General features: G+C 32.2%; 23 protein-coding genes and 5 tRNA genes. 23 read left to right on the top strand and 5 right to left on the bottom strand.

Features of this window, described 5'->3' with window-relative positions:
- Positions 1 to 238 precede the first annotated feature (238 nt).
- The 3 genes from CVD18_RS01895 to CVD18_RS01885 all read right to left on the bottom strand — a co-directional run bounded on the left by CVD18_RS01895 (position 239) and on the right by CVD18_RS01885 (position 4,367).
- Complete coding sequence (locus tag CVD18_RS01895) at positions 239 to 883, bottom strand: response regulator transcription factor (RefSeq protein ID WP_103863751.1); 645 nt, start codon at positions 881 to 883, stop codon at positions 239 to 241.
- Positions 873 to 3,017, bottom strand: coding sequence for a tetratricopeptide repeat-containing sensor histidine kinase (locus CVD18_RS01890; protein WP_103863750.1), 2,145 nt, complete (start codon positions 3,015 to 3,017; stop codon positions 873 to 875). Before CVD18_RS01890 ends, CVD18_RS01895 begins: the two co-directional genes overlap by 11 nt.
- 69 nt (positions 3,018 to 3,086) lie before the next feature.
- Complete coding sequence (locus CVD18_RS01885; protein WP_103863749.1) at positions 3,087 to 4,367, bottom strand: exo-beta-N-acetylmuramidase NamZ domain-containing protein; 1,281 nt, start codon at positions 4,365 to 4,367, stop codon at positions 3,087 to 3,089.
- An 8-nt stretch (positions 4,368 to 4,375) separates the two neighbouring features.
- Here CVD18_RS01885 and CVD18_RS01880 point away from each other — a divergent pair, with 8 nt between their 5' ends.
- The 3 genes from CVD18_RS01880 to CVD18_RS01870 all read left to right on the top strand — a co-directional run bounded on the left by CVD18_RS01880 (position 4,376) and on the right by CVD18_RS01870 (position 8,199).
- Positions 4,376 to 5,617, top strand: a complete 1,242-nt coding sequence (locus tag CVD18_RS01880; RefSeq protein ID WP_103863748.1) for an FtsX-like permease family protein — start codon at positions 4,376 to 4,378, stop codon at positions 5,615 to 5,617.
- 101 nt (positions 5,618 to 5,718) lie between these two features.
- Positions 5,719 to 7,080 carry a pyridoxal-phosphate dependent enzyme gene (locus tag CVD18_RS01875; protein WP_103863747.1) on the top strand — a complete coding sequence of 454 codons (1,362 nt, stop codon included), beginning with the start codon at positions 5,719 to 5,721 and terminating at the stop codon, positions 7,078 to 7,080.
- A gap of 138 nt (positions 7,081 to 7,218) precedes the next feature.
- Positions 7,219 to 8,199 carry an AraC family transcriptional regulator gene (locus CVD18_RS01870; RefSeq protein ID WP_103863746.1) on the top strand — a complete coding sequence of 327 codons (981 nt, stop codon included), beginning with the start codon at positions 7,219 to 7,221 and terminating at the stop codon, positions 8,197 to 8,199.
- 362 nt (positions 8,200 to 8,561) lie between these two features.
- Here the strand turns inward: CVD18_RS01870 and CVD18_RS01865 are convergent, their stop codons facing one another.
- A complete protein-coding gene (locus CVD18_RS01865) occupies positions 8,562 to 8,858 on the bottom strand; it encodes a redoxin domain-containing protein (protein WP_255409408.1) in 297 nt (98 codons plus the stop codon).
- A gap of 108 nt (positions 8,859 to 8,966) precedes the next feature.
- Positions 8,967 to 9,173 (bottom strand): hypothetical protein, encoded by a 207-nt coding sequence (locus CVD18_RS01860; protein WP_103863744.1) that lies wholly within the window; start codon positions 9,171 to 9,173, stop codon positions 8,967 to 8,969.
- A gap of 434 nt (positions 9,174 to 9,607) precedes the next feature.
- On the opposite strand from CVD18_RS01860, the gene CVD18_RS01855 reads away from it, so the two are divergent.
- The 20 genes from CVD18_RS01855 to rplA all read left to right on the top strand — a co-directional run bounded on the left by CVD18_RS01855 (position 9,608) and on the right by rplA (position 23,677).
- Positions 9,608 to 10,888, top strand: a complete 1,281-nt coding sequence (locus tag CVD18_RS01855; RefSeq protein ID WP_103863743.1) for a DUF2851 family protein — start codon at positions 9,608 to 9,610, stop codon at positions 10,886 to 10,888.
- Positions 10,889 to 10,917: 29 nt separating this feature from the next.
- Positions 10,918 to 11,139 carry a PspC family transcriptional regulator gene (locus CVD18_RS23035; protein ID WP_103863742.1) on the top strand — a complete coding sequence of 74 codons (222 nt, stop codon included), beginning with the start codon at positions 10,918 to 10,920 and terminating at the stop codon, positions 11,137 to 11,139.
- Positions 11,136 to 12,152, top strand: coding sequence for a TrkA family potassium uptake protein (locus tag CVD18_RS01845; RefSeq protein WP_103863741.1), 1,017 nt, complete (start codon positions 11,136 to 11,138; stop codon positions 12,150 to 12,152). The genes CVD18_RS23035 and CVD18_RS01845 overlap by 4 nt, the downstream gene beginning before the upstream one ends.
- A gap of 101 nt (positions 12,153 to 12,253) precedes the next feature.
- Positions 12,254 to 13,873 (top strand): sodium:alanine symporter family protein, encoded by a 1,620-nt coding sequence (locus CVD18_RS01840; protein WP_103863740.1) that lies wholly within the window; start codon positions 12,254 to 12,256, stop codon positions 13,871 to 13,873.
- 176 nt (positions 13,874 to 14,049) lie between these two features.
- Positions 14,050 to 14,754: a helix-hairpin-helix domain-containing protein gene (locus CVD18_RS01835; protein WP_158250368.1), complete on the top strand. Its 705-nt coding sequence runs from the start codon at positions 14,050 to 14,052 to the stop codon at positions 14,752 to 14,754.
- Between the two features lie 137 nt (positions 14,755 to 14,891).
- Positions 14,892 to 16,061, top strand: coding sequence for an acyl-CoA dehydrogenase family protein (locus tag CVD18_RS01830; protein ID WP_103863738.1), 1,170 nt, complete (start codon positions 14,892 to 14,894; stop codon positions 16,059 to 16,061).
- Between the two features lie 175 nt (positions 16,062 to 16,236).
- Positions 16,237 to 17,607: an alpha-amylase gene (locus tag CVD18_RS01825; RefSeq protein WP_103863737.1), complete on the top strand. Its 1,371-nt coding sequence runs from the start codon at positions 16,237 to 16,239 to the stop codon at positions 17,605 to 17,607.
- An 89-nt stretch (positions 17,608 to 17,696) separates the two neighbouring features.
- Positions 17,697 to 17,891, top strand: coding sequence for a 30S ribosomal protein S21 (gene rpsU, locus CVD18_RS01820; protein ID WP_103863736.1), 195 nt, complete (start codon positions 17,697 to 17,699; stop codon positions 17,889 to 17,891).
- Positions 17,892 to 18,018: 127 nt separating this feature from the next.
- Entirely contained in the window at positions 18,019 to 18,909 is an 891-nt protein-coding gene (locus CVD18_RS01815; RefSeq protein WP_103863735.1) for a tyrosine-type recombinase/integrase, read from the top strand.
- 68 nt (positions 18,910 to 18,977) lie between these two features.
- Complete coding sequence (gene hpf / locus CVD18_RS01810) at positions 18,978 to 19,280, top strand: ribosome hibernation-promoting factor, HPF/YfiA family (RefSeq protein WP_103863734.1); 303 nt, start codon at positions 18,978 to 18,980, stop codon at positions 19,278 to 19,280.
- A 102-nt stretch (positions 19,281 to 19,382) separates the two neighbouring features.
- Positions 19,383 to 19,456, top strand: a tRNA-Thr gene (locus CVD18_RS01805).
- Positions 19,457 to 19,587: 131 nt separating this feature from the next.
- Positions 19,588 to 19,669: transfer RNA gene (locus CVD18_RS01800), tRNA-Tyr, on the top strand.
- A gap of 57 nt (positions 19,670 to 19,726) precedes the next feature.
- Positions 19,727 to 19,799 (top strand) — tRNA-Gly (locus CVD18_RS01795).
- A 246-nt stretch (positions 19,800 to 20,045) separates the two neighbouring features.
- Positions 20,046 to 20,117: transfer RNA gene (locus CVD18_RS01790), tRNA-Thr, on the top strand.
- 60 nt (positions 20,118 to 20,177) lie between these two features.
- On the top strand, positions 20,178 to 21,365 hold the full coding sequence (gene tuf / locus CVD18_RS01785; protein ID WP_103863733.1) for an elongation factor Tu: 1,188 nt from the start codon (positions 20,178 to 20,180) through the stop codon (positions 21,363 to 21,365).
- 54 nt (positions 21,366 to 21,419) lie between these two features.
- Positions 21,420 to 21,492 (top strand) — tRNA-Trp (locus tag CVD18_RS01780).
- Between the two features lie 191 nt (positions 21,493 to 21,683).
- A complete protein-coding gene (secE, locus tag CVD18_RS01775) occupies positions 21,684 to 21,881 on the top strand; it encodes a preprotein translocase subunit SecE (RefSeq protein WP_103863732.1) in 198 nt (65 codons plus the stop codon).
- Between the two features lie 9 nt (positions 21,882 to 21,890).
- Positions 21,891 to 22,445 carry a transcription termination/antitermination protein NusG gene (nusG, locus tag CVD18_RS01770; protein WP_103863731.1) on the top strand — a complete coding sequence of 185 codons (555 nt, stop codon included), beginning with the start codon at positions 21,891 to 21,893 and terminating at the stop codon, positions 22,443 to 22,445.
- Positions 22,446 to 22,522: 77 nt separating this feature from the next.
- Positions 22,523 to 22,960 carry a 50S ribosomal protein L11 gene (rplK, locus tag CVD18_RS01765; RefSeq protein WP_103863730.1) on the top strand — a complete coding sequence of 146 codons (438 nt, stop codon included), beginning with the start codon at positions 22,523 to 22,525 and terminating at the stop codon, positions 22,958 to 22,960.
- Positions 22,961 to 22,978: 18 nt separating this feature from the next.
- Positions 22,979 to 23,677: a 50S ribosomal protein L1 gene (rplA, locus tag CVD18_RS01760; protein ID WP_103863729.1), complete on the top strand. Its 699-nt coding sequence runs from the start codon at positions 22,979 to 22,981 to the stop codon at positions 23,675 to 23,677.
- Positions 23,678 to 23,688 lie beyond the last annotated feature (11 nt).

Genomic DNA, 23,688 nt, shown 5'->3' with positions numbered 1-23,688 from the left:
CAAAATTACTTTGATCTCAATTGAATTATTTTTGGTTCGGTTAAGAAATAAAACTCAGGGATAGCATCGCTTGCTATCCGTGTATTTTATCTAGAAGTATGGAATAAAAAGAAACCTCTAATTATTTAATGATAAAAATAGGTTTCCTGATCCTGAAAAAACTATGCCTTTTTAGGAGTTATTTTATAGTTTGTTAACTTAAGAAAAGTGCAGTAATGTACCACAATAAGTAACTTTTTTATGACTTTATGTACTTCATTTTTATTGCATATTTCGTCAATCCTGCAAGGTTTCTTACATTGAGTTTGGCTATTAGATTTTTTCTATAACTTTCTATTGTATGTTTACTTAAGAATAACTGATCAGCAATTTCTTGTGTAGTAAACTCTTGAGCTATAAGTGTAATAACATCTATTTCTCGTTGTGTTAATTTGATTTCTTCTTGTTTCTTCTTAGAAAATTTATTTTCGAGATATATGTTTTTTATTTCTTTAGAAAAATATTTCTCTCCACCCAATATCGTCTTTATAGCTTTTAAGAGTTCTTCTTTTTCTGCATTTTTAGGTACATAACCATCAACATCATGCTCAATAAGATTGTCAATCATTTCAGCATCAGTGTGCATGCTAACTACCAGAGTTTTTGTGCTCTTGTTTCTTTCTTTTACTATCTTATTTAGAGATATTCCATCCATTTCAGGCATAGAGATGTCTGTTATGATAAGATCTATCTTTTCATCAGGGTTGATCTCTAGATATTTTGCAATATGTTTACCATCTTTGGCAGTTAGTAAGATATTGTAATCTTTTTCAGAGTTTAGAATACTTAGGAGACCATCTAAAAACATTTTATGGTCATCGGCTATTATCAGGTTATATTTCATTATTATTAATTGTTATTAATGTTGGTATTTCTATATCTATTATAGTGCCTCTATGGATTCTAGAATCAATATGTAAGGATCCAGATACTTTTTCTAATCTACTCTTTATGTTTTCAAAACCAATTCCAGAGCCATTGTTTTTTATATTAAAACCTACTCCATTATCTTCAAATAATACATTTAATACATTTTCAACCAAATTTAATTGTAATTCTATAGAAGATGCTTTAGCATGTTTGATTGTATTGGTAATTAATTCTTGGATAATTTTAAAAATTTCACTTTGCAAAACTTCATTCAAAATATCTACCTTTTTTCTTGGGTATGCATTAAACGAAGTAGTTAGGCTAGTTGCTCCGCCTATATTATTTAAATATTCTTCTAGAACATCACAAAAATTATTTTTACTAAATTTTTTAGGGACTAAGTTATGAGATAAATTTCGAACCTGTTGATACGTATCATCAATTTGAGAGTTAATAATTTTTAGAGGTTGTTTGTTGCTATTGATTAGAGTGTTATTGAGCTGTAGTTTTATAGCAGCTAGATTTCCTCCAATACTATCATGTAACTCTAGCGCAATACGTTTTCTCTCTTTGTCTTGCCCTTTTATAGAAGCCTTTATAAGTTTTAATTCTTGATCTTTTAGTAAGCTCGAAATTTTTTGTTTGCTTATTTCTTCTTGCTTTTTATTCAGTTCACTTTGAGCCTGTAATTTTTGATAGTAAGTAAATAATAGTCCAATAACAGGTACAAGTAGAATTAAAAAAGAATAAAGGAAAATATTTTTAATACTTTTTTGTCTTTCTAGTTTAGATTCTTGAATCTCTTGATCTTTTTTTAATAAAGTAATTTCATTATGTTTTTTTTCTGTAGCATTATGATATGACAAAATCCTATTTTCATTTTCTTTTTTTTGCACTTCTTGCTGTAATTGTAGGTTTTTGATCGTTTCTTGTTGATGTTTTACATCTAGAGAGCGATTGGTATTTTCAATCTGCAAAAATTTAATTTCTTTTTCTTTTTGAAGGGTTTGATATCTTACCTCTAGCTCATTAATTTCTTTATCTTTTTGTAGTTTATTAATAGAATCTTTGATACTAAAATTTTTGGTAGCAAAATATAAAGCACTTTTATAATTTTCCTGTAGTCTTGAGATTCTTTGAAGATTTTCATAAATAGTAGACAAATGCCCCAAATAACCAAGTTTGATAGCATCATTTAATGCAGTGGTAAATATAATTTCAGCTTCTTTGTATTTTTTGGAAGAGATTAATAAGTTTCCGATATCAATTTTTGCGGTTAAACCGAGTTGGTTAAGGTTAAGCTCTTTTGCAGCTTCAATGGTTTGATTGTAAAGAGATATTGCTAAATCAAGCTTGTCTTGTTCTCTTGCATTTGATGCCAGGCCATGAGTAATATAAGCATATGCATTGATATCATTATTTTTTTTTGCGAGATCAAGCCCTTTTTTTAAGTACTTATCAGAAGATTCAAAATCTTTAATCTCTGAATAAATAGTGGCTATATTGATGTAACTGCCATATGTTATTTCTTTATCACCTTTGTATTGAAGACATTTTTTAAAAAGTTCTAGAGATTTTTTTAAATCACCTAGTTTAGTATATGTATGTGCAAGCCCGTGAGTATGGGTGTAGTATAGGTTTTTTTCGTTGAATTTGTCTGCGGATTCTATTCCTTTTAGATGCCATTTTTTACTCTCTTGTAATAGCCCTTTATTTTTGTAATTAATAGCTAATATGTTGTAAGCGAGGGATAGTTTTCTGGCTTGTAAAGAATCATTACTTAATTTATATTGTAATGATTTATTTACAAAGTATATAGAAGAATCTATTAAGGTTTTTCTTTTAAAGTGATATGCTAATAACAGATTCACATTAATTAATGACTTTTTTGTTTTTAAGGTTCGAAGAAGCTTTTTAGCTGTTTTATAGGTTTTGTTACTCCTTTGATTATATAAAGTAAACGCTTCGGCTACAATTTTTTTTTCTTGCTCTTCTATAGAAGTAATTTTTACTGATTGAGATGGGGTTACCTTATTTACTTGTGCTTTTATAGTAAAAGGAAGTACTAGTAATCCATAAGTAAAAAGAATATGTAAAAATTTTAGCATAAGCAAATGTATTAATTATAAGATATACCAACATCCCTGAAAATAGGGGTTTTGTATGCTATGACTATATTATGGGTATATTAAATATTGCTTTCTTTTCAGATTAAATCTCTTAAGATCTTCTGTCCAGGTACTTCGTATTTCATCAGAGGATAGCCCTTGTTTGATTTGTTGTTGCAATTTTTTTGTTCCTGCGTGAATGGTAAATGATTCGGTTTTAAAAAACTGTGTTTTATTTGTGCTATTTTTATAAGCATTAATTAACCAATCTAGATGAACAGCATTTAATCGCTTATTTTTTCTTAGATCTTTACCATAGCATATTTTTTCATTATGCTTGGGGTGCTTAGAACCAAAATTAGGATGTGGAGTGTAAGCATAGTCATATTTTTCTTTTGTTAAGTCAGGAGAACCAAAGATTTGAAATTGTGTTTCTGTACCTCGACCCGCATTGATGGTAGTACCTTCAAAAAAACCAAGACTAGGGTATAAATTAATAGATATGTCATTAGGTAAATTAGGAGAAGGCCTTATTGGTAAGCTATATAAAGAATCATGGGTATAGTTTTTGACAGGAATTATAGTAATATCACAAGTCATATTTTTTCCTAACCACCCTTCACCATTGGCCATTTTTGCATATTCTCCTATAGTCATACCGTGAACTAGAGGTATAGGGTGCATGCCTACAAAACTAGCATGTTCTGGTTCTAGGGTAGGGCCATCAATGTAGTGTGCATTAGGATTAGGTCGATCCAGTATTAAAACAGGGATATCATTTTCTGCACATGCTTGCATTACATAATGTAATGTAGAAATATAGGTGTAAAATCGAGCACCAACATCTTGAATATCAAAAACAACAATATCTATATCAGATAACGCCTCTTTAGATGGTTTTTTGTCCTTACCATAAAGCGAAACAATAGGGATTCCTGTTTTAATATCTTTACCGTCAGCTACTAATTCTCCAGCATCAACTTTACCTCTAAAACCATGCTCTGGTGCAAATACTTTTTTAATATTGATATTTCTTGATACTAATGAGTCAACAAGATGTGTGTAGTTCTCATTAGTTACACTGTCTTTAAAAATAACTGATGTTTGATTACCTACGATAGCTACTTTTTTGTTTTTTAAAAAAGGAAGGTAACTATCTGTTTGATTAGCACCAATAAGAATAATTTTTTTGCTTTTTATTAAATTTTGAGCAATATCAGTTGTAGATAATGAGTTTTCTGTTTCTTGAGAAGAAGAGGAAGAAGTAGTTTTTATTCTATTTACACAAGAAATAAAAATTATGCAAAGGAATAAAAATGTATTTTTGAATGCATTTCTAATAAAAACCATAGGTAAGCTTGAATTTCGAGTATTTTATTGCTAAACGCCTTGTCAAAGGTAAGGAAGATAAGAGTAGTATTTCGACTCCAATAGTAAAAATTGCAATTTTTGCAATTGCTATTGGTATGGTCATGATGTTAATTACAGTAGCTACAAGTGTAGGGTTACAACGTAAGATTAGAGAAAAAGTAGCGGCTTTTAATGGTCATGTACTAATTTCTAGTTTTGATAATAATAGTAGTGTAGAGTCTCTTGTGCCGATATCTCTAGGTCAGAACTTTTTTTCTGATATAGAAGAACTGGAAGGAGTAGAACATATACAAGGTGTTGCTACCAAAATGGGGCTTATACGTACCGAATTAGATTTTGAAGGAATCGTAGTCAAAGGCGTAGATAAAGATTATAATTGGAACTATTTTAAAGAATACCTTGTAGAAGGAAGATTGCCTAATTATGAAGGAAAGCTTAATGAAGAAATCTTATTGTCTTCTCATATAGCAAATCGTTTGGGATTAACAATAGGAGATAAGGCAATCACTTATTTTTTGAAAAAAAATGCAGTCTCTAATTCTAAGCCTTTTATCAGGGCTTTTAAAATTGTAGGGATCTATAATTCTGGATTTTTAGAATTTGATAAAACTTTTCTTTTTGCAGATATCAGACATGTGATAAAAATGAATAAATGGGCTCCTGATGAAGTCGGTAGTTTTGAGGTGTTTATTGATAATTTTGATGAGATCGATCAACAAGGGCAAATAATTTATGAAAGAATCCCTTCTACATTAGATAGTCAAACGATTACATTAAAATATATGACTATTTTTGAGTGGTTGAAACTATTTGATCTTAATGTTATTGGTATTATTGGTATTATTATTCTGGTAGCAGGTATTAATATGATTACAGCTCTATTGGTTTTGATTTTAGAAAAAACACCAATGATTGGTATTTTAAAAGCTTTAGGGACCAATGATTGGAGCATTAGAAAAGTGTTTTTGTATAATGCCGCGTATCTAATTTTGATAGGTTTATTTTGGGGTAACCTTATAGGCATAGGAGTACTTTTTGTACAACAGAAATATGGGCTGTTAGAGCTTAATCCTGAAACATATTATGTGAGTACGGCTCCTGTATATATAGATATCAGTTTTGTGTTATTGCTTAATCTGGGAACTATGATGCTGTGTTTGCTAATGCTATTGATCCCATCATATATTATATCAAAAATTGCACCTACAAAATCTATCCGTTTTCAATAGTACCAAGTTATTCTCTCTTTAAAAAATTGCCAATCGATAATCTAGATTGTATCTTTACAATAATAAAACGCATGTCAAATTAGGTTGTTAAAAATATACTTGTGAAATACGCAAAAAATATACTTGAAACCATTGGTGATACACCTTTGGTAAAGATGAATACTCTAGTGAAAGATATAGATGCTTTGGTATTAGCTAAATATGAGACATTTAACCCCGGTAATTCGGTAAAAGATAGAATGGCCTTAAAAATGATTGAAGATGCAGAAGCAGATGGCCGTCTAAAACCAGGAGGAACAATCATAGAAGGTACTTCAGGAAATACAGGAATGGGACTTGCTCTGGTAGCTATTATAAAAGGATATAAGCTAATTTGTGTGATGGCAGATAAGCAATCCAAAGAGAAGATGGATATCCTTAGAGCAGTAGGAGCAAAAGTTATGGTGTGTCCTACAAATGTAGAACCAGAAGATCCTAGATCTTATTATTCTGTATCTAAACGATTAGCAGAAGAGACACCAAACTCTTGGTATGTAAATCAATATGATAACCCTTCAAATGCACAGGCTCATTATGAAAGTACTGGGCCAGAAATATGGGAACAAACAGATGGTAAGATTACGCATTTTATTGTTGGTGTAGGAACAGGAGGTACTATATCTGGAGTAGGGAAATATCTAAAAGAAAAGAATCCAAACATCAAAATTTGGGGAGTAGACACCTATGGATCTGTATTTAAAAAATATCATGAAACTGGGATTTTTGATGAAAATGAAATTTATTCATATATCACAGAAGGTATAGGAGAAGATATTCTCCCTAAAAATGTAGATTTTTCTGTTATTGATGGGTTTACCAAAGTGACCGATAAAGATGCAGCGGTTTATACCCAGAAATTAGCCAAAGAAGAAGGAATGTTTTTAGGTAATAGTGCTGGTGCTGCAATAAAAGGGCTGCTTCAACTACAACAACACTTTACCAAAGATGATGTTGTAGTAGTGTTATATCATGACCATGGTAGTAGATATGTTGGTAAAATGTTTAATGATGATTGGATGAGAGAACGTGGTTTTCTTGAAGAAGAAGCATATACTGCAGATGATCTGGTAAAAAGTCATATAGATCAGCCTTTGATTACTGTGAAAACTGAAGAATTGGTCTCTCATGCAATAGAGCGTATGCGTAAATTTAAGATTTCGCAAATACCTGTAATTGATAGCGAAGGATTTGTAGGGTCGATAGACGAAAGCGCTCTTTTTACTGCATTTATTGATGACAAGGATATGAATAGTACTCCTATTAAGAATGTAATGAAAGAACCTTTTCCTGTTGTAAATGTAAAAACATCGCTTGATGAAATATCAAAACTCATCAAAAATGGTAATCCAGCAGTTTTAGTAGCTTTAGAAAATGGAAAACATCACATTATTACAAAATATGATGTAATAAGTCATATTAAATAAATTCTTTATATTTAAGTAATAATTACCACCCCCTCTATTGACTTTGTGAAAAGTTGATAAAGGGGTTTTTATATGTTATTAATTTTCTTTTATTTATTTCTATTATATAAGAGATGGTTGTAAAAACAATACTAGTATATGCGTAAATATCTGTTTGATTTTGCTGATATTGATAGACTAAGGGATTATTTTAGGTCACAATTAAACCCAGGTAGTTCCTCTGATCGAATTTATTTTCCACCAGAAGTGGGAGAAGGGTATTTGTTGTATTATAAAATATCTCCAGAAGTTTTTTTATTGATCAATAATTACAGAGCCAATGTAGATATAGAGTATTTTAGGAAACCCATAGAAGAAAAGGATATTATCCTTCATTTCCGTAAATATGCTTTGAACCATCAGTTAGAAAAAAACCAGATAATAAGTAGGTATTCTGATTGTTATACCCCTGGAAATATGAGGTGCTTGGACGCAAGAATAGGAGAGCATGTTTTTATACCCAAAGGCGCAATGATAAGATCTACTATGGTTGTGTTGAAAAGCTCATATACAGAGCCTTTTTTTATCAAAAAGAGGGATATGGCAGAACGATTAGATTATTATGTTCGCTATTCTCATCAACATATGCATAAATTCTACCTTTCTTATAAACAGTCCAATCTTTTTGATCAAATTGTGCAACCAGATGCAGACAAAATAGAAAACCATTTATATTTTGTTTCTCGTGGAATTAGACTATTAGAAACATTTTGGAAAGATGTCTTAAAATGGGAAACAGAAAATGATCCTTTTAATATTAATAGTGGACAAGTAGGAGGTATATATAAAGTAAGTGATTATCTCAGAAACAATCTTAAGGAACCTTTTATTGGTGTAGACCAGTTAGCGGCTATGGCACATATGAGTCGTACCAATTTTTTTAATATGTTTAAGGAGATTCACAATCAGACTCCTTTAGAGTTTTTTAATAATAAAAGACTCGAGGTATCGTATAATATGATCATAGGAGAAGGGATATCTATAAAAGAAGTAATGGATACACTAAATTATTCTAATTCTTCAAAATTCAGAAAAGCATTTTATAATAAATTCGATATGTATCCAGATGTAAACTCGTAGATGCTACTGTAAATTAAGATATAGTCTGAAAAAAGTAAAAGAGGCATAAAATAAAGATGGTTGCCAATTGGCAACCATCAATAACCTAACACAAACTCAACTTAGCTTAGGGTTTTGCAATCTTTATATTGTAAAAAGAATTAGTTTTCCCTTTAATTCTTTAACAAAGAAAAGAAATGAATTCGTTGTTGAGTTTTCCATTAATACATAAAATATTACCAATAGTACATTTTTGTGTCAAATTAACAAGTTTTTAGAAGTAAAGAGTATTAATCATACTATAAATCGATTAGTAGTTCGTTTTAAGTGCCTTAAGTAATTTTTTTTTGTTAATAATTCATAAAGAATAGGTTGTTTTTTAACTAGAAAAGTTGGTCGTCAATAATTTTTATGAATATTTCTGGTTCTGGTCTTACTCTATAGTTATCTGTAAGGTCTACATAAATTAATTTACCATCTTTATCAGTAATGATCACTGTGGGAATAACGGTATCTTTATTGTAGCCCAGTGTTTGTAATCCCATGGGTAATCCATTTTTAGACAGGATTTGTAGCTGATTTGCTACTTTGTTGTTTTGATCAATGAGATAATTAAAATTTAAAGAAAACTTTTTTGCAAGAGCTTTAGTGTTTTGGTGAGGTTGAGGACTGATTAGTATTACATTTATTTTTCTTTATATAATGAAGCGATCTCTTTAACCTGAGCGATACATAAAGGGCACCAGTTTCCCCGATAAAATAAAAAAATAGAAGGTTACCCTATAAAACTAGATGTGTTGATATTGTTTTTTTTTGCCATCTTGCAGCTCTAGTTCAGGCAATAGATTTCCAACTCTAAGTATCGAATTGTTTTTTCTGTTATTAAAAACAGAATACCATTTTAGATATAATACCCACCCTAGAAATAAACCAATAGAGGGGAGTGATCCGTTGATGTTTTTTTCTGTAAAAACTCCTGTGGTAATACTTATCAAAAAACCAATAGCAATAATTAGAGTATGAGTTTTTAAACCAGCACTAGTTCGAGCAATTGGTTTTATGAAGAATGAAACAAAAAGTATTCCAATATGCCAGAAATAAGCAACCTACCTATATAACGGTAGGATATGCCATAATTGCTTAAATAGATAATGCTATCAACCGCAAAATAAATAGAAATTACAGGTAGAGCAGATATAAAAATGGATTTAATGATTGAATTCATCTATAGGTTTATTTTTTATTTGGTCAATATTAATTTATGTGACTTAGAAAAGTTGTATAAAATTTTAGTACATTCATAACCTGATTTTTAACAATGTTATTGCCATTTTCTATCCTACCCAAAATGTATAGTAGCATATTTCATCTGTTTTGTGTAAAACAGATAGGTCAATCTAAAACAATAGTAAAAAATATTTGAAATAACATGACTGAGGATTTTCTTCAGTATCTCTGGAAATATAAAAAGCTAGAGCTTACTGATCTTAAAACAACAAAAGGGGAAGAATTAATACTTCAACAGGTAGGATTACATAATACAAGACAATCAGGGCCAGATTTTTTTAATGCCAGACTTATTATTAAAGAGCAAAAATGGGCAGGTAATGTTGAAGTTCATATCAAATCCAGTGATTGGTATGTGCATAACCATGAGTGCGATCCTATGTATGATAATGTAATTCTTCATGTGGTTTGGGAAGATGATATGGATATTTACAGAAAAGATAACTCAATCATACCTACATTACAGCTTAAGGACTACATAGATCAGAAGGTGTTAATTCGTTATAAAAAAATTATCCAAACAAATAATGGACAATGGATCAAATGCGATAAGCAGTTACCTACCGTATCTGATTTCATGATAACCAATTGGCAAGAAAGGTTGTTTGTAGAACGGCTAGAGAAGAAATCTATTTTGATTTTAGAGCTTCTTAAAAACTCTGAGAATAATTGGGAGGCAGTTTTTTTTAAACTTCTAGCAAAAAATTTTGGACTTCAAATAAACGGAGAAGCTTTTTTGAGTTTGGCTAATTCAGTAGATTTTTCGATAGTAAGAAAATGTGCAAATCGCCTTAGTAATATTGAAGCTTTGTTTTTTGGGCAAGCAGGTCTTTTGGAGAATGATTCAGAAGAAGAATATGTGCAAATACTAAGAAGAGAATATTTGTTCTTGCAAAATAAATTTAAAATCAAGAGAGAAGGGGTGTTACCATTTCATTTTTTTAGATTGAGGCCAGCAAATTTTCCTACCATACGGTTAGCACAACTAGCAATGTTATATTTTAGAAATCATCACTTTTTTGATACAGTAATTCGTGTACAGACGATAAAAGAATTCTATGATTTTTTTAATGTAAGCCTTAATGGATTTTGGCAAAACCATTATACTTTTGAGAAAAAATCAAAATCAAAAACCAAAAGACTAACCAAGTCTTTTGTTGACTTACTATTGATAAACACAATTATTCCCATCAAGTTTGTATATGCTAAGAGTCTCGGGAAACCCTCAGAGGAAGAAGTTTTTAAATTAATCTCTCAGGTATCTTATGAAAAAAATAGGATCATAGATAACTTTATAGCACTAAAAGTACCAGTAGAAAACGCAATGCATTCTCAGGCTATGATTCAGCTTAAGACTATGTATTGTGATCAAAAAGCATGTTTAAAATGTGCAATAGGTAATTATTTACTAAATGGTGGATAGAATTTAGGATAATATATTTATTTTGCAATATGCTTTATAACCTAAGACAATTTTTAGAACGCAATGGGTTTTATGTCTCATCAAGGCTAGCAGATAGACTTGGTATGAGAGCCAAAAACGTGCGTTTATTTTTTATTTACCTCACATTTGCAACAGTTGGATTAGGCTTTGTCTTATACCTTAATTTAGCTTTTTGGTTAAAATTAAAGGACTTGGTGTATACTAAACGAACCTCAGTATTTGATCTATGATAGGGATTTACAAAGGAAAAATACCCAAAATATACATTGCTTTGATCCTATTAATAATAGTAGTCGCTATTGGAGTGTTAGGATTTCGTTTTTTTTCTAATTATTCATGGGTAGATGCATTATATATGACTGTCATTACTTTATCTACCGTTGGGTTTGGAGAAGTAGCGCCTCTAGATGATAATGCAAAGTTGTTTACAGTATTTTTGATTTCAACTAGTGTAGCAATATTTGCATATTCCGTATCTGTAATCACAGAATATATTGTAAGTAAAAATGATCCCAGAAGAGTTCAATATCGAAAAATACAAAAAATGATACATAAGATAGAAGACCATATTATAATAATAGGATATGGTCGTAATGGAAGACAAGCAGCAGCCAAACTACTTGCCTATAACAAACCATTTATTATTATCGAAAAAGATGAAGAAGTAATAGAAAGGTATCAGGATGAAAAATTATTTTTTCTTAAAGGAAATGCAACAGAAGATGATGTACTAATAAAAGCGGGCGTAAAGAAAGCTGTTTGTTTGATATGTACACTTCCAGAAGATGCAGATAACTTATTTATTGTACTATCTGCAAGGCAAATTAATAAGAAACTTAAAATAATTAGTAGGGCTTCTCAGGATGCATCTTATAAAAAAATACGATTGGCAGGGGCAGATAATGTTATTATGCCAGACCGTATAGGCGGTGATCATATGGCATCATTGGTAGTTGTTCCTGATTTAATAGAGTTTTTGGATAACCTTTCTATTGTAGGGAGAAAATCAATAAATATTGAAGAAATTTCTTTCGAAGATATGTTTGATGATAAAAAAGATAGAACAATTCGAACAATAGATATGAGATCTAGGACAGGATGTACCATTATTGGGTACAAATCACCAGAAGGTGAGTATATAGTAAACCCTGAAGCAGACACTCTATTGCGACCAGGCTCTAAAGTTGTAGTTTTAGGTCGTCCAGAACAAATTAACCTATTGAATAAAGAGTTCGATATTTAGGAGATAGGAAACATTTAACCTTTTAAAAATTGTAAACGAGTGTTTTTTTTAGCATCTTGCTCACTTCTTAACAATTTTAAATTCAATTAACTCAAAACATCATGAAGAGAATTCTTCTTTCATTTTTAGCACTTATAACCCCATTATTAACATTCGCACAAGAGACAACAGAAAAAGGTCTTGATCAGAAAATAGACGAAGCTTTTAAGCCGATTTCTAAATTTTTCTCTGATATAATCTTCTTTGAAGTTTTTAAAGGAGCACCATTTGTTATTATCTTGTTGGTGTTAAGTGCTTTATTTTTTACAATCTATTTTGGTTTTCCTAATATTAGATATTTTGCCAAAGCAATTAATGTGGTAAGGGGGAAATATGATGATGTAGAAGGGCATGGTATAGAAGGAAAGCCAGAGGTTAATATAGTAGATGGAGATATAAGAGATACTATAAGAGACGAGTCTAAAGAAGGAGAGGTTTCTCATTTTCAAGCATTGGCAACTGCGGTTTCTGGTACTGTTGGTAATGGTAATATAGCAGGAGTAGCTCTAGCAATTGCATTAGGAGGACCAGGAGCAACATTTTGGATGATTGTCTGCGGATTATTAGGGATGTCAACCAAGTTTGTAGAGTGTACTTTAGGAGTTCAGTATAGAGATGTAGGAGAAGATGGTACTATATATGGAGGACCAATGTATTATCTAAGCAAAGGATTAAAAGAAAAAGGATTTAAGGTTCTGGGGAAAATTACAGCAGTAGTATTTGCTGTATTTTGTATAGGAGGTTCTTTTGGAGGAGGAAATGCAGCACAGTCCAATCAAGCGACTGTAGTTTTAAAAGAACTTTTACAGATTGAAAGTACAGGAGCAGGTTTTTGGATAGGCATAATCTTGGCAATTCTTGTAGGAATTATTATTATAGGAGGAATTAAACGTATTGCTTCTGTAACAGAGAAAGTAGTTCCTTTTATGGCAGTAATGTATATAATTGCTTGTCTATATATAATCTTTGGTAATTTCTCATTAGTAGACGATGCAATAGGATTGATTATTTCTGAAGCTTTTAATCCAACAGCAATCGGAGTAGGAAGTATTATAGGAGTTTTATTAGTAGGTTTTAAGAGAGCCGCATTTTCTAACGAGGCAGGAGCTGGTTCTGCATCGATAGCACACTCTGCGGTAAAAACCAAATATTCAGCTAGTGAAGGATTGGTGGCATTACTTGAGCCTTTTATTGATACTGTAGTAATTTGTACCATGACAGCATTGGTGATTATTATCTTTAATTTCGGAGGCTATTTTGAGTACGGAGCAGATGTTAGTGCGGATGGTAGTGGTGCTGTATTGATAGGAAATGAGATTGTACAAGGAGCAGGGATCACTTCAAAAGCATTTGCGCAATATATCCCTTATTCAAATATATTTTTAACAATAGCAGTAGTGCTATTTGCAGTATCAACTATGATTTCATGGTCATACTACGGTTTACAATCATGGAAATTCTTATTTGGTAGAGGTAAAGCAGCTGATTTAGTTTATAAATTATTGTTTCTAACCTTTGTCGTAATAGGGGCAGCTGCCAGTATGGGGTCTATTTGGGCTTTTTCTGATGCGATGATATTTGCAATGGTGTTTCCTAATATGGTAGGATTAATTTTCCTTTTCCCTGTAGTAAAGAAACAATTAGGACGATATTTTGATGCAATAAAAGCATCTGAAAAATAAGAATTGTATTTTTTATGAATTCTCAGAGATTCCATTTCGAAATACATTCACGATTTCGAAATGGAATTTTTGCTTTAGCCCTGGTACTACTAGTAAGTGTATCAGGGTATTGTTTTTATACAAATGTCTTTAGTGCGAAACATAATTTTACTGAGTTAGGAGTATATAGATTACAAGTGGAATCTCTGAGATGTAAGGTCGCTCAACAAAAAAAGGAATATCAAGCATATCCTTTTAATCCTAATTTTATTTCAGATTACAAAGGATACATGCTTGGGCTTTCGACAATAGAAATAGATAAGCTTCATGCATACAGAAATAAAAATAAATGGATTAATTCTATTTCTGATTTTAAAAAAGTAACATCAATTCCAGATTCGATACTCGTTGCCATTGCTCCATTATTTAAATTTCCTGAAAAGAAGATTAATGGTAGATTTAAGAATACTAAAAAGAAATATAAGAGCCTTTCATATAGGCAAAAAAAGGATTTAAATAGTGTTTCTGTAGAAGAGCTCGTAGAGAATATTAGGTTGCCTGATTTTGTAGCAATAAAAATTATTCGATATAGAGATAGATTAGGAAAATTTATTGATGATGTACAATTACAAGATGTTGAAGGGGTGTATGCTTCACAAAAGAATAAGATTTTATCTATGTATACAGTCAAAACGCCACAAAAGATAAAAAAGATAAATATTAATAAAGCATCAGTAAAAGAACTAGTAGCTGTGCCATATTTTGATTTTGAGATGGTGTTGGATATCAGAGACTTTATAAAAAAGAGGGGTGGGATTTTAAATTTTGAGGAATTAGGAAAAATCAAAGGTTTTTCTTTAGAAAAGATAAATAGAATAGAGTTATATTTGACATTAAATTAAGAATCGGAAAAAATTGCTGTGAATTCTGATAAGCCTCTGATTAATAATTCTTGCTTTAATTAGAAGTAGATTTGTTAAGTGGTTTGGATAATCATTGTACACAGTGATATGTTAACTAAAAAACGTTAAGTTATCATATGAATAGTATGTATTTTACAGAAGAACACGAATTATTTAGACAAAGCCTTAGAGAGTTCCTGAAAAAAGAAGTCACGCCACATATAGATAAATGGGAGAAGACAGGAGACATTGACCGATTTATTTGGAAGAAGTTTGGCGAAATGGGGTATTTTGGGATAGCATATCCCGAAGCATATGGGGGGCTTGAATTAGATCTTTTTTATACCGTTATATTTCTTGAAGAATTACAGAGGATTAATTCAGGTGGTTTTGCAGCTGCGATGTGGGCACATGCATATTTAGCAATGACTCATCTTAATAAAGAAGGAGATCACAGGATTAAAGAAGAATATTTACGACCGAGTATATCTGGAGATAAAATAGGTTGTTTAGGGATAACAGAACCTTTTGGAGGTTCTGATGTTGCAGGAATGAGAACTACAGCAGTAAAAGAAGGAGAGTACTACATAATTAATGGGTCAAAAACATTTATAACCAATGGGGTGTATAGTGATTATTTAGTCATTGCAGCAAAAACAACCCCAGAACTAGGGAATAAGGGAATAAGTATCTTTGTAATAGATAGAGATACCCCAGGAGTTTCTGCTACCAAATTAGAAAAACTTGGGTGGAAAGCTTCTGATACAGGAGAAATTGCTTTTGATAATGTGAAAATTCCTGCCGATAATTTGATGGGAGAAGAAAATAAAGGCTTTTCATATATTATGCAACATTTTGCTCTCGAGAGGTTGATAATGGGGGTCAATGCACATGCTCGTACTGAATATGCATTAGAATATGCAATACAATATATCTCAGAAAGAGAAGCATTTGGGAAAACCATAAACAAATTTCAAGTATTAAGACATACCGTTGCAGATATAGCAAGTGAAGTAGAAATGTGTAAAGAATTTAATTATTCAGTTGCAAAACGTCTTGATGAAGGACAATATGTAGTTAAAGAAGCAAGTATGTCAAAATTACTTTCTACTAAAATTGCGGATGAAGCTATATATAAATGCCTTCAGTTGCTTGGAGGTTATGGTTATATGGAGGAATATCCTATGGCAAGATTACTTAGAGATAGTAGGCTTGGACCAATAGGAGGAGGTACTTCAGAAATATTAAGAGAGATTATTGCCAAAATAATAATAGACAAAAAAGAATACAGAGCAGCGACCAAATAATATGTTTTTTAATTTCTTGCTAATACAATGATTGATGAATCTATGTGAGATTTTACTAGTAAAAAACAATAATGTTTACAGTTTTATTAACACGCAAACGTTTGCGTGTTGTTTTAGGTATTTTGGATATTTTCAAAATACCTAATTTGTTATAGAAATAATGTAAACATTAATTATGAGAAGTAGCACAAATTTTTATAGATTACTTGTGATTGTTTTTTTACTAACAAGTTGTAGTAGAGATGAGGTAGTAGATCAAGGGGTAAGCGATCAGCAAGGAAAAATTTCTTCAAAAGCATTAAAACAAATAGGTACAGGAGTGATGATGCAAGCTTTTTATTGGGATGTTCCAGCAGGAGGTACATGGTGGAATGTCGTAAAAGAAAAAGTTGATGGTTGGAGTAATGTAGGTATTGATGCAATCTGGTTACCTCCAGTTAGTAAAGCACAAAACGGGCCCTTTTCTATGGGGTATGATCCATTTGATTATTATGATTTTGGAGAATATGATCAAATGGGAAGTATTGAAACCCGATTTGGTTCAAAATTAGAATTAGAGGCATTAATTACTGCTGCTCATAATAATAGATTGAGTGTAATTGCAGATATTGTAATTAATCATAATAGCGGTGGTGATTTAGAAATGAATCTTTTTACAGGAACCAATACCTATACAGATTATAACCCAATGTCAGGATTATTTGAAAGAACTCAATACGATTTTCATCCAAATGATCTTTATGCCAATGATACTGGTGTTTTTGGAGGATTTGCAGATTTGTCTCATCGTAAGAGCTATGTGCAGGATTGGTTATGGAAAAAGCCAAACTCTGTAGCTAAGTATTATAAAAACATAATGAAGTTTGATGGTTGGAGATTTGATTATGTTAAAGGCTTCGAGCCCTGGGTAGCAAAAGAGTTTAATCAGGCAGTTGGAGGGTTTGCCGTTGGAGAGTATTGGGATAGTAATGTAAATACATTAGCATGGTGGACAGATCAAGCTCAAATGTCAGCATTTGATTTTGCATGCTATTATAGAATGAAAGATGCATTTATAGGGAATAACCTAAATGCGCTTAGTGATGATATGTTGTGGAAAAGAAATGCAACCAGAGCCGTAACTTTTGTGGCAAATCATGATACAGATGAAATAATCAATAACAAAATCTTAGCATACGCTTATATTCTTACTCATGAAGGGTATCCAGCAATTTTTTATAGAGATTATGAGCATTGGTTGGATAAAAGTAAGATGAATAACCTAATTTGGATTCATAATAATTTAGCGGAGGGAAATACAACAAATCTGTGGACAGATAATGATGAATATATAGCAAGAAGAAATGGATCAGGAGATAGTAATGGGCTTGTAGTGTATATAAATAATTCAGATTCATGGCAAGAAAGATGGATTCAAACGAATTGGTCTAGCAAGGTTATCAAAGATTATACGGGGCATTCTAGCTGGCAGCCAACAACACAAGCAGGTAAGTGGGTTAAGATTCAAGCACCACCAAGAGGGTATTCTGTATGGTCTCTCAAATAAAAATAAATATTATTAAGGGAAAGCTTTGTGGGTAATAGTTTTGTACTATATTTGCACCCTAATTATTTCTAAAGAAAGGAGGTGGCACTATGTTAATTATACCAGTTAAAGACGGAGAAAATATAGATAGAGCGTTAAAACGCTTTAAACGTAAATTTGATCGAACAGGAACGATGCGTCAGTTGCGTAAGCGACAAGCGTTTTCAAAACCTTCTGTTGAAAGAAGAGCTCAAGTTCAAAAAGCACAATATATTCAGCACTTAAGAGATCAAGAAGAAATTTAAAGGTAAATAACGATGTCTTTTTAGAGTTTCTTTATGTAGATAAAGTGACGAGATGCCGTTTTTCAATATAAATTTTAACCGTTAGGATAGTAAAAGTTTTATACTTTTGTTTTCTAACGGTTTTTTTATGTTTATATCTGAGTTTATTGAATACTTACTTTTAGAAAAAAAATACTCCATACATACTGTCACTGCGTATAAGGCTGATTTGTTATCTTTTTTAAGCTTTTATGAAAAGGAATATGGTGTTTCTGATATAGCAAAAGCTACTTATGTTCAGATTAGGCCTTGGATTGTTGATCTTGTTGATAAGGGCGTTTCGAATAGAACGATCAATAGGAAAGTGTCTTCGCTTAAGACTTATTATAAGTTTCTGTTAAAAGCAGAGCAGGTAGAGAAAAACCCTTTGGCAAAACATCAGGCGTTAAAGGTGTCAAAAAAACTTCAAATACCTTTTTCAGAAGAAGAAGTAGAAAATGTTTTAGATGCATTGACTGATTACCAAGATTATGAAAGTGTAAGAGATAGATTGATTGTTGAGCTTTTTTATGCTACAGGTATTCGTAGAATAGAGTTGGTGAATCTTAAGGTTGGTGATGTTGATGTAGTCGAAAAGCGAATAAAAGTTTTAGGAAAACGTAATAAAGAGAGGTATTTACCGCTTTTATCTACGGTTTGCGATACCTTAAAGATGTATTTATCGGTGAGGTCTAGTGTTGTTAATAGTGAAGATACTTGTTTTTTGCTTTTGACAAAAAAAGGAGTTAAAATCTATGAAACACTTGTGTATCGCATCGTAAATGGTTATTTTAGTAAGGCATCTTCCAAAGTAAAAAAGAGTCCGCATATACTAAGGCATTCTTTTGCAACACATTTGCTTAATGAAGGTGCAAATCTTAATGCTGTAAAAGAATTGCTTGGTCATTCTAGTTTAGCTGCTACGCAAATATATACGCATCATAGTATGGCGAAACTAACAAAGGTGTATAAGCAATCGCATCCAAGGAATAAAAAGTAAATCTATAGATTAGAATTATTTGTCTTTTATAGCTTAAAATTTTGTTCAACAAATTAAAATGACAACCTATGAAAGTGAACTTGCAATCCGTAAATTTTAATGTAGACCAAAAGTTGGTAAGTTTTATCCAGACTAAATTGGATAAGTTGGAAAACCATTTTGATCGAATAATTCATGCTGACGTATTTTTAAAAGTTATGAATACAAGTGGTAAAGAGAATAAAATTACAGAAATTTTATTAAGCGTGCCTGGGGATGAGTTTATGATTAAAAAAATCAATAAATCTTTTGAAGAAGGTGTGGATGAGTGTGTTAGTTCATTGGAGAGGCAGTTGAGGAAACGTAAAGAAAAATTAAATGCACATTTTTGATTATTTTTTTTCAAAAATAGTTTTGTGAAACAAATAAGATTATATACATTTGCAGTCCGTTAGAAATAGCGGACTTTTTTATGTTCTAAAACATGATGAAAAGCCGATGTAGCTCAGCTGGCTAGAGCAGCTGATTTGTAATCAGCAGGTCGTGGGTTCGAGTCCCTCCATCGGCTCTTAAAAAGTTTTAAAAATGAAATAATTTTAAAACTTTTTAGGTAGAATTTTGAATTGTAAAATAAATGACTATTTTTGCGGTCTCAAATTCAAAAATGTTCGTCAAGTAAAATATTGAATTTATCATTTTGGGGAGATACTCAAGCGGCCAACGAGGGCAGACTGTAAATCTGCTGACTACGTCTTCGCAGGTTCGAATCCTGCTCTCCCCACTAAAAGTTTTGAAGTTAAAATGTATTAGAGATAAGCATGTTTTTAAGCTTTAAAATGCGGGAGTAGCTCAGTTGGTAGAGCGTCAGCCTTCCAAGCTGAATGTCGCCGGTTCGAACCCGGTCTCCCGCTCTATGAATTTTCTTTAGAGTGTCATATAATGTATTTTTATAAATTATATGATAAGTTTAAGGAACAGGTATAAAACTTGTGTTAAATGAATTCTTATATGGATTCATTTTTCGATTCTAAAAGATAGAGCAAATCTTGATTATTTCTGGTTGAGATTGGGTTTTTAACATAGATGTAATGATTGATCAGATTTCTTTCTTCACAAACAACGAAGGTACTCTGATTTTTCATTGTACTCATTAAAAAGCCGGTGTAGCTCAGGGGTAGAGCGTTTCCTTGGTAAGGAAGAGGTCACGAGTTCAAATCTCGTCATTGGCTCTAGGTTCAGGATTTTATAAATTGAACACTAATATATAACTAAGATTAAATAAATTAATTATGGCAAAGGAAACTTTTGATCGTTCCAAACCGCACTTAAATATTGGTACTATTGGACACGTTGATCACGGTAAAACAACTTTAACTGCTGCAATTACAAAAGTATTAGCAGATGCTGGTCTATCTGAAGCGAGAGATTTCGATACTATCGATAATGCTCCTGAAGAAAAAGAAAGAGGTATTACAATTAATACATCTCATGTTGAGTATCAAACGGAGAATCGTCACTATGCGCACGTTGACTGTCCAGGTCACGCGGATTACGTAAAGAACATGGTAACTGGTGCTGCTCAAATGGACGGTGCGATCTTGGTAGTTGCTGCTACAGATGGTCCGATGCCACAAACACGTGAGCATATCCTTTTAGGACGTCAGGTAGGTATTCCTAGAATCGTTGTATTCCTTAATAAAGTGGATATGGTTGATGATGAGGAGTTATTGGAGCTTGTAGAGATGGAAGTAAGAGATCTTCTTTCTTTTTATGAGTATGATGGAGATAATGGTCCTGTGGTTTCTGGTTCAGCTCTTGGTGCTCTTAACGGAGAACAAAAGTGGGTTGATACTGTGTTAGAATTAATGAAAGAAGTTGATGCTTGGATTGAAGAGCCATTACGTGAGATCGATAAAGATTTCTTAATGCCAATCGAAGATGTATTCTCTATTACAGGTCGTGGTACTGTTGCAACTGGTCGTATTGAGACTGGTATTGCAAACACTGGAGATCCAGTAGAGATTATCGGTATGGGAGCTGAGAAATTAACTTCTACTATTACTGGTATTGAAATGTTCCGTCAGATTCTTGATAGAGGTGAGGCTGGAGATAACGCAGGTATTCTATTAAGAGGTATTGAGAAAACTCAAATCTCTCGTGGAATGGTAATCACTAAGCCAGGATCTGTAACTCCACATAAAAAATTCAAAGCTGAGGTTTATATTCTTAAGAAAGAAGAAGGTGGACGTCACACTCCATTTCATAATAACTACCGTCCACAGTTTTATGTACGTACAACTGATGTAACTGGTAATATTGCTTTACCTGATGGAGTAGAGATGGTAATGCCTGGAGATAACTTAACAATTACTGTAGATTTGATCCAAACAATTGCAATGAATGTAGGTCTTCGTTTTGCGATCCGTGAAGGTGGTAGAACAGTAGGTGCTGGTCAGGTAACTGAAATTTTAGACTAATACAACTAAATATAAAGTCAAGGTGTTTATAAAACAAATGCCTTGACTTATGTTACGGGTTTAGCTCAGTTGGTAGAGCACTGGTCTCCAAAACCAGGTGTCGGGAGTTCGAGTCTCTCAACCCGTGCTTATTAAGTGTTTTCTTTTTTTAAGAAAACACTTTTGAAGGAAATATAAGCGATGTGTTCTTTTGTATAGGATATAAAAATCGCAAAACCAGTAAATGTTTTTTAGCATTATACTGGTTATTCGTGTAAAGGTTTTATAACAATTTCAAAGTTTAGTTTTGAATTTTGAAGTGTTTAAAAAATAAATAAGATGGCTGGATTAATAAATTACATTGCAGAATCATATAATGAGTTAAAGAATCATGTGACTTGGACCCCTTGGGCAGAAGCACAAAAGCTTACTTTGGTTGTGATCATTTTTTCGGTCGTTTTTTCTTTGGTGATCTGGGGTATTGATACTGTATTTAGTAATATGATAGAGTATTACTTTGCTTTAGTTAAATCTTAAATAATTAAAATGGCTGAAGTAGATAATACCAAAAAGTGGTACGTAGTAAGAGCAGTAAGTGGTCAGGAAAATAAAATAAAAGACTATATAGAACGAGAAATCGCTCATATGGGATTAGAAGATTATGTTTCTCAAATCCTTGTTCCTACAGAAAAAGTAATACAGATTCGTAACGGAAAAAAAATAAACAAAGAAAGAGTGTATTTTCCTGGTTATGTAATGATTGAAGCAAACCTGTCAGGAGAAATTCCTCATATAATTAAGTCTATTAATGGAGTTATTGGGTTTCTTGGAGAAGTAAAAGGAGGAGATCCTGTACCGTTAAGGAAATCTGAAATTAATAGGATGTTAGGTAAAGTAGATGAGTTAGCAGTGAAAACTGATAATGTAGCTATACCATACACAGTTGGAGAAACAGTAAAAGTTATTGATGGTCCATTTAATGGATTCAATGGCTCTGTAGAAAAAGTTAATGAAGAGAAGCGTAAACTAGAAGTGATGGTGAAGATTTTCGGAAGAAAAACACCATTAGAGCTTAGTTATATGCAAGTAGAAAAGATATAATAATTGTTACATTATAGATCCAGAATTGTTCTTTTTGCTTCCACATAACAGAACAGTTCTAATTTAAAATTAGAAAAATGGCTAAAGAGATAGGTAAAGTAGTAAAATTACAAGTGCGTGGAGGAGCGGCAAACCCGTCCCCACCAGTTGGACCTGCTTTAGGTGCTGCCGGAGTAAATATCATGGAATTCTGTAAGCAATTCAATGGTAGAACACAGGATAAGGCTGGTAAAGTATTACCAGTTGTAATAAATGTGTACACAGACAAGTCTTTTGACTTTGTTATTAAAACTCCACCAGCAGCGGTTCAAATACTGGAAGCAGCAAAACAGAAAAAAGGTTCTGGAGAGCCTAATCGTAAAAAAGTAGCAAGTGTTACTTGGGATCAAGTTCGTGCTATTGCAGAAGATAAAATGCAGGATTTAAATGCATTTACTATAGAATCTGCAATGAAGATGATTGCCGGGACTGCTCGTTCAATGGGTGTAACTGTAAAAGGACAAGCTCCTTTTTAATCCAAAAAAGTTTACAAAATGGCAAAAGTAACCAAAAAGCAAAAAGAAGCTAACGCAAAAGTTGATAAGAACAAAGCGTATTCATTAGATGAAGCTTCTGCTTTAGTAAAAGAAATAACAAACGTAAATTTTGATGCTTCTATAGATATAGCTGTTCGTTTGAACGTAGATCCTCGTAAAGCAAATCAAATGGTACGTGGTGTGGTAACATTACCTCACGGAACAGGAAAAGATGTAAAAGTATTAGCATTAGTAACACCAGATAAAGAAGCTGAAGCAAAAGAAGCTGGAGCTGATTATGTTGGTCTTGATGAATACCTTGATAAAATCAAAGGTGGTTGGACAGATGTTGATGTGATTATTACAATGCCAAGTGTTATGGGTAAATTAGGACCATTAGGTAGAGTATTAGGACCTCGTGGATTAATGCCTAACCCAAAAACTGGAACTGTAACAATGGATGTAGCAAAAGCTGTTTCTGATGTAAAAGCTGGTAAGATTGATTTTAAAGTTGATAAAACAGGAATCGTTCACGCGGCAATAGGTAAGTCTTCTTTCGATGCCGACAAAATTGAAGGTAATGCAAAAGAATTATTAACAACATTAGTAAAGTTAAAACCACAAGCGGCAAAGGGAATATATATAAAGTCTATTTATATGTCTTCAACTATGAGTCCAGGAATTGAGGTTGATTCTAAAAACTACGCAGGTAATTAAGATAAACGATT

The organism is Aquimarina sp. I32.4 (assembly GCF_002924285.1).
Classification (GTDB): domain Bacteria; phylum Bacteroidota; class Bacteroidia; order Flavobacteriales; family Flavobacteriaceae; genus Aquimarina.
The sequence above is the reverse complement of the archived record's forward strand: the minus strand, read 5'-3'. Positions and strand labels throughout refer to the sequence as shown.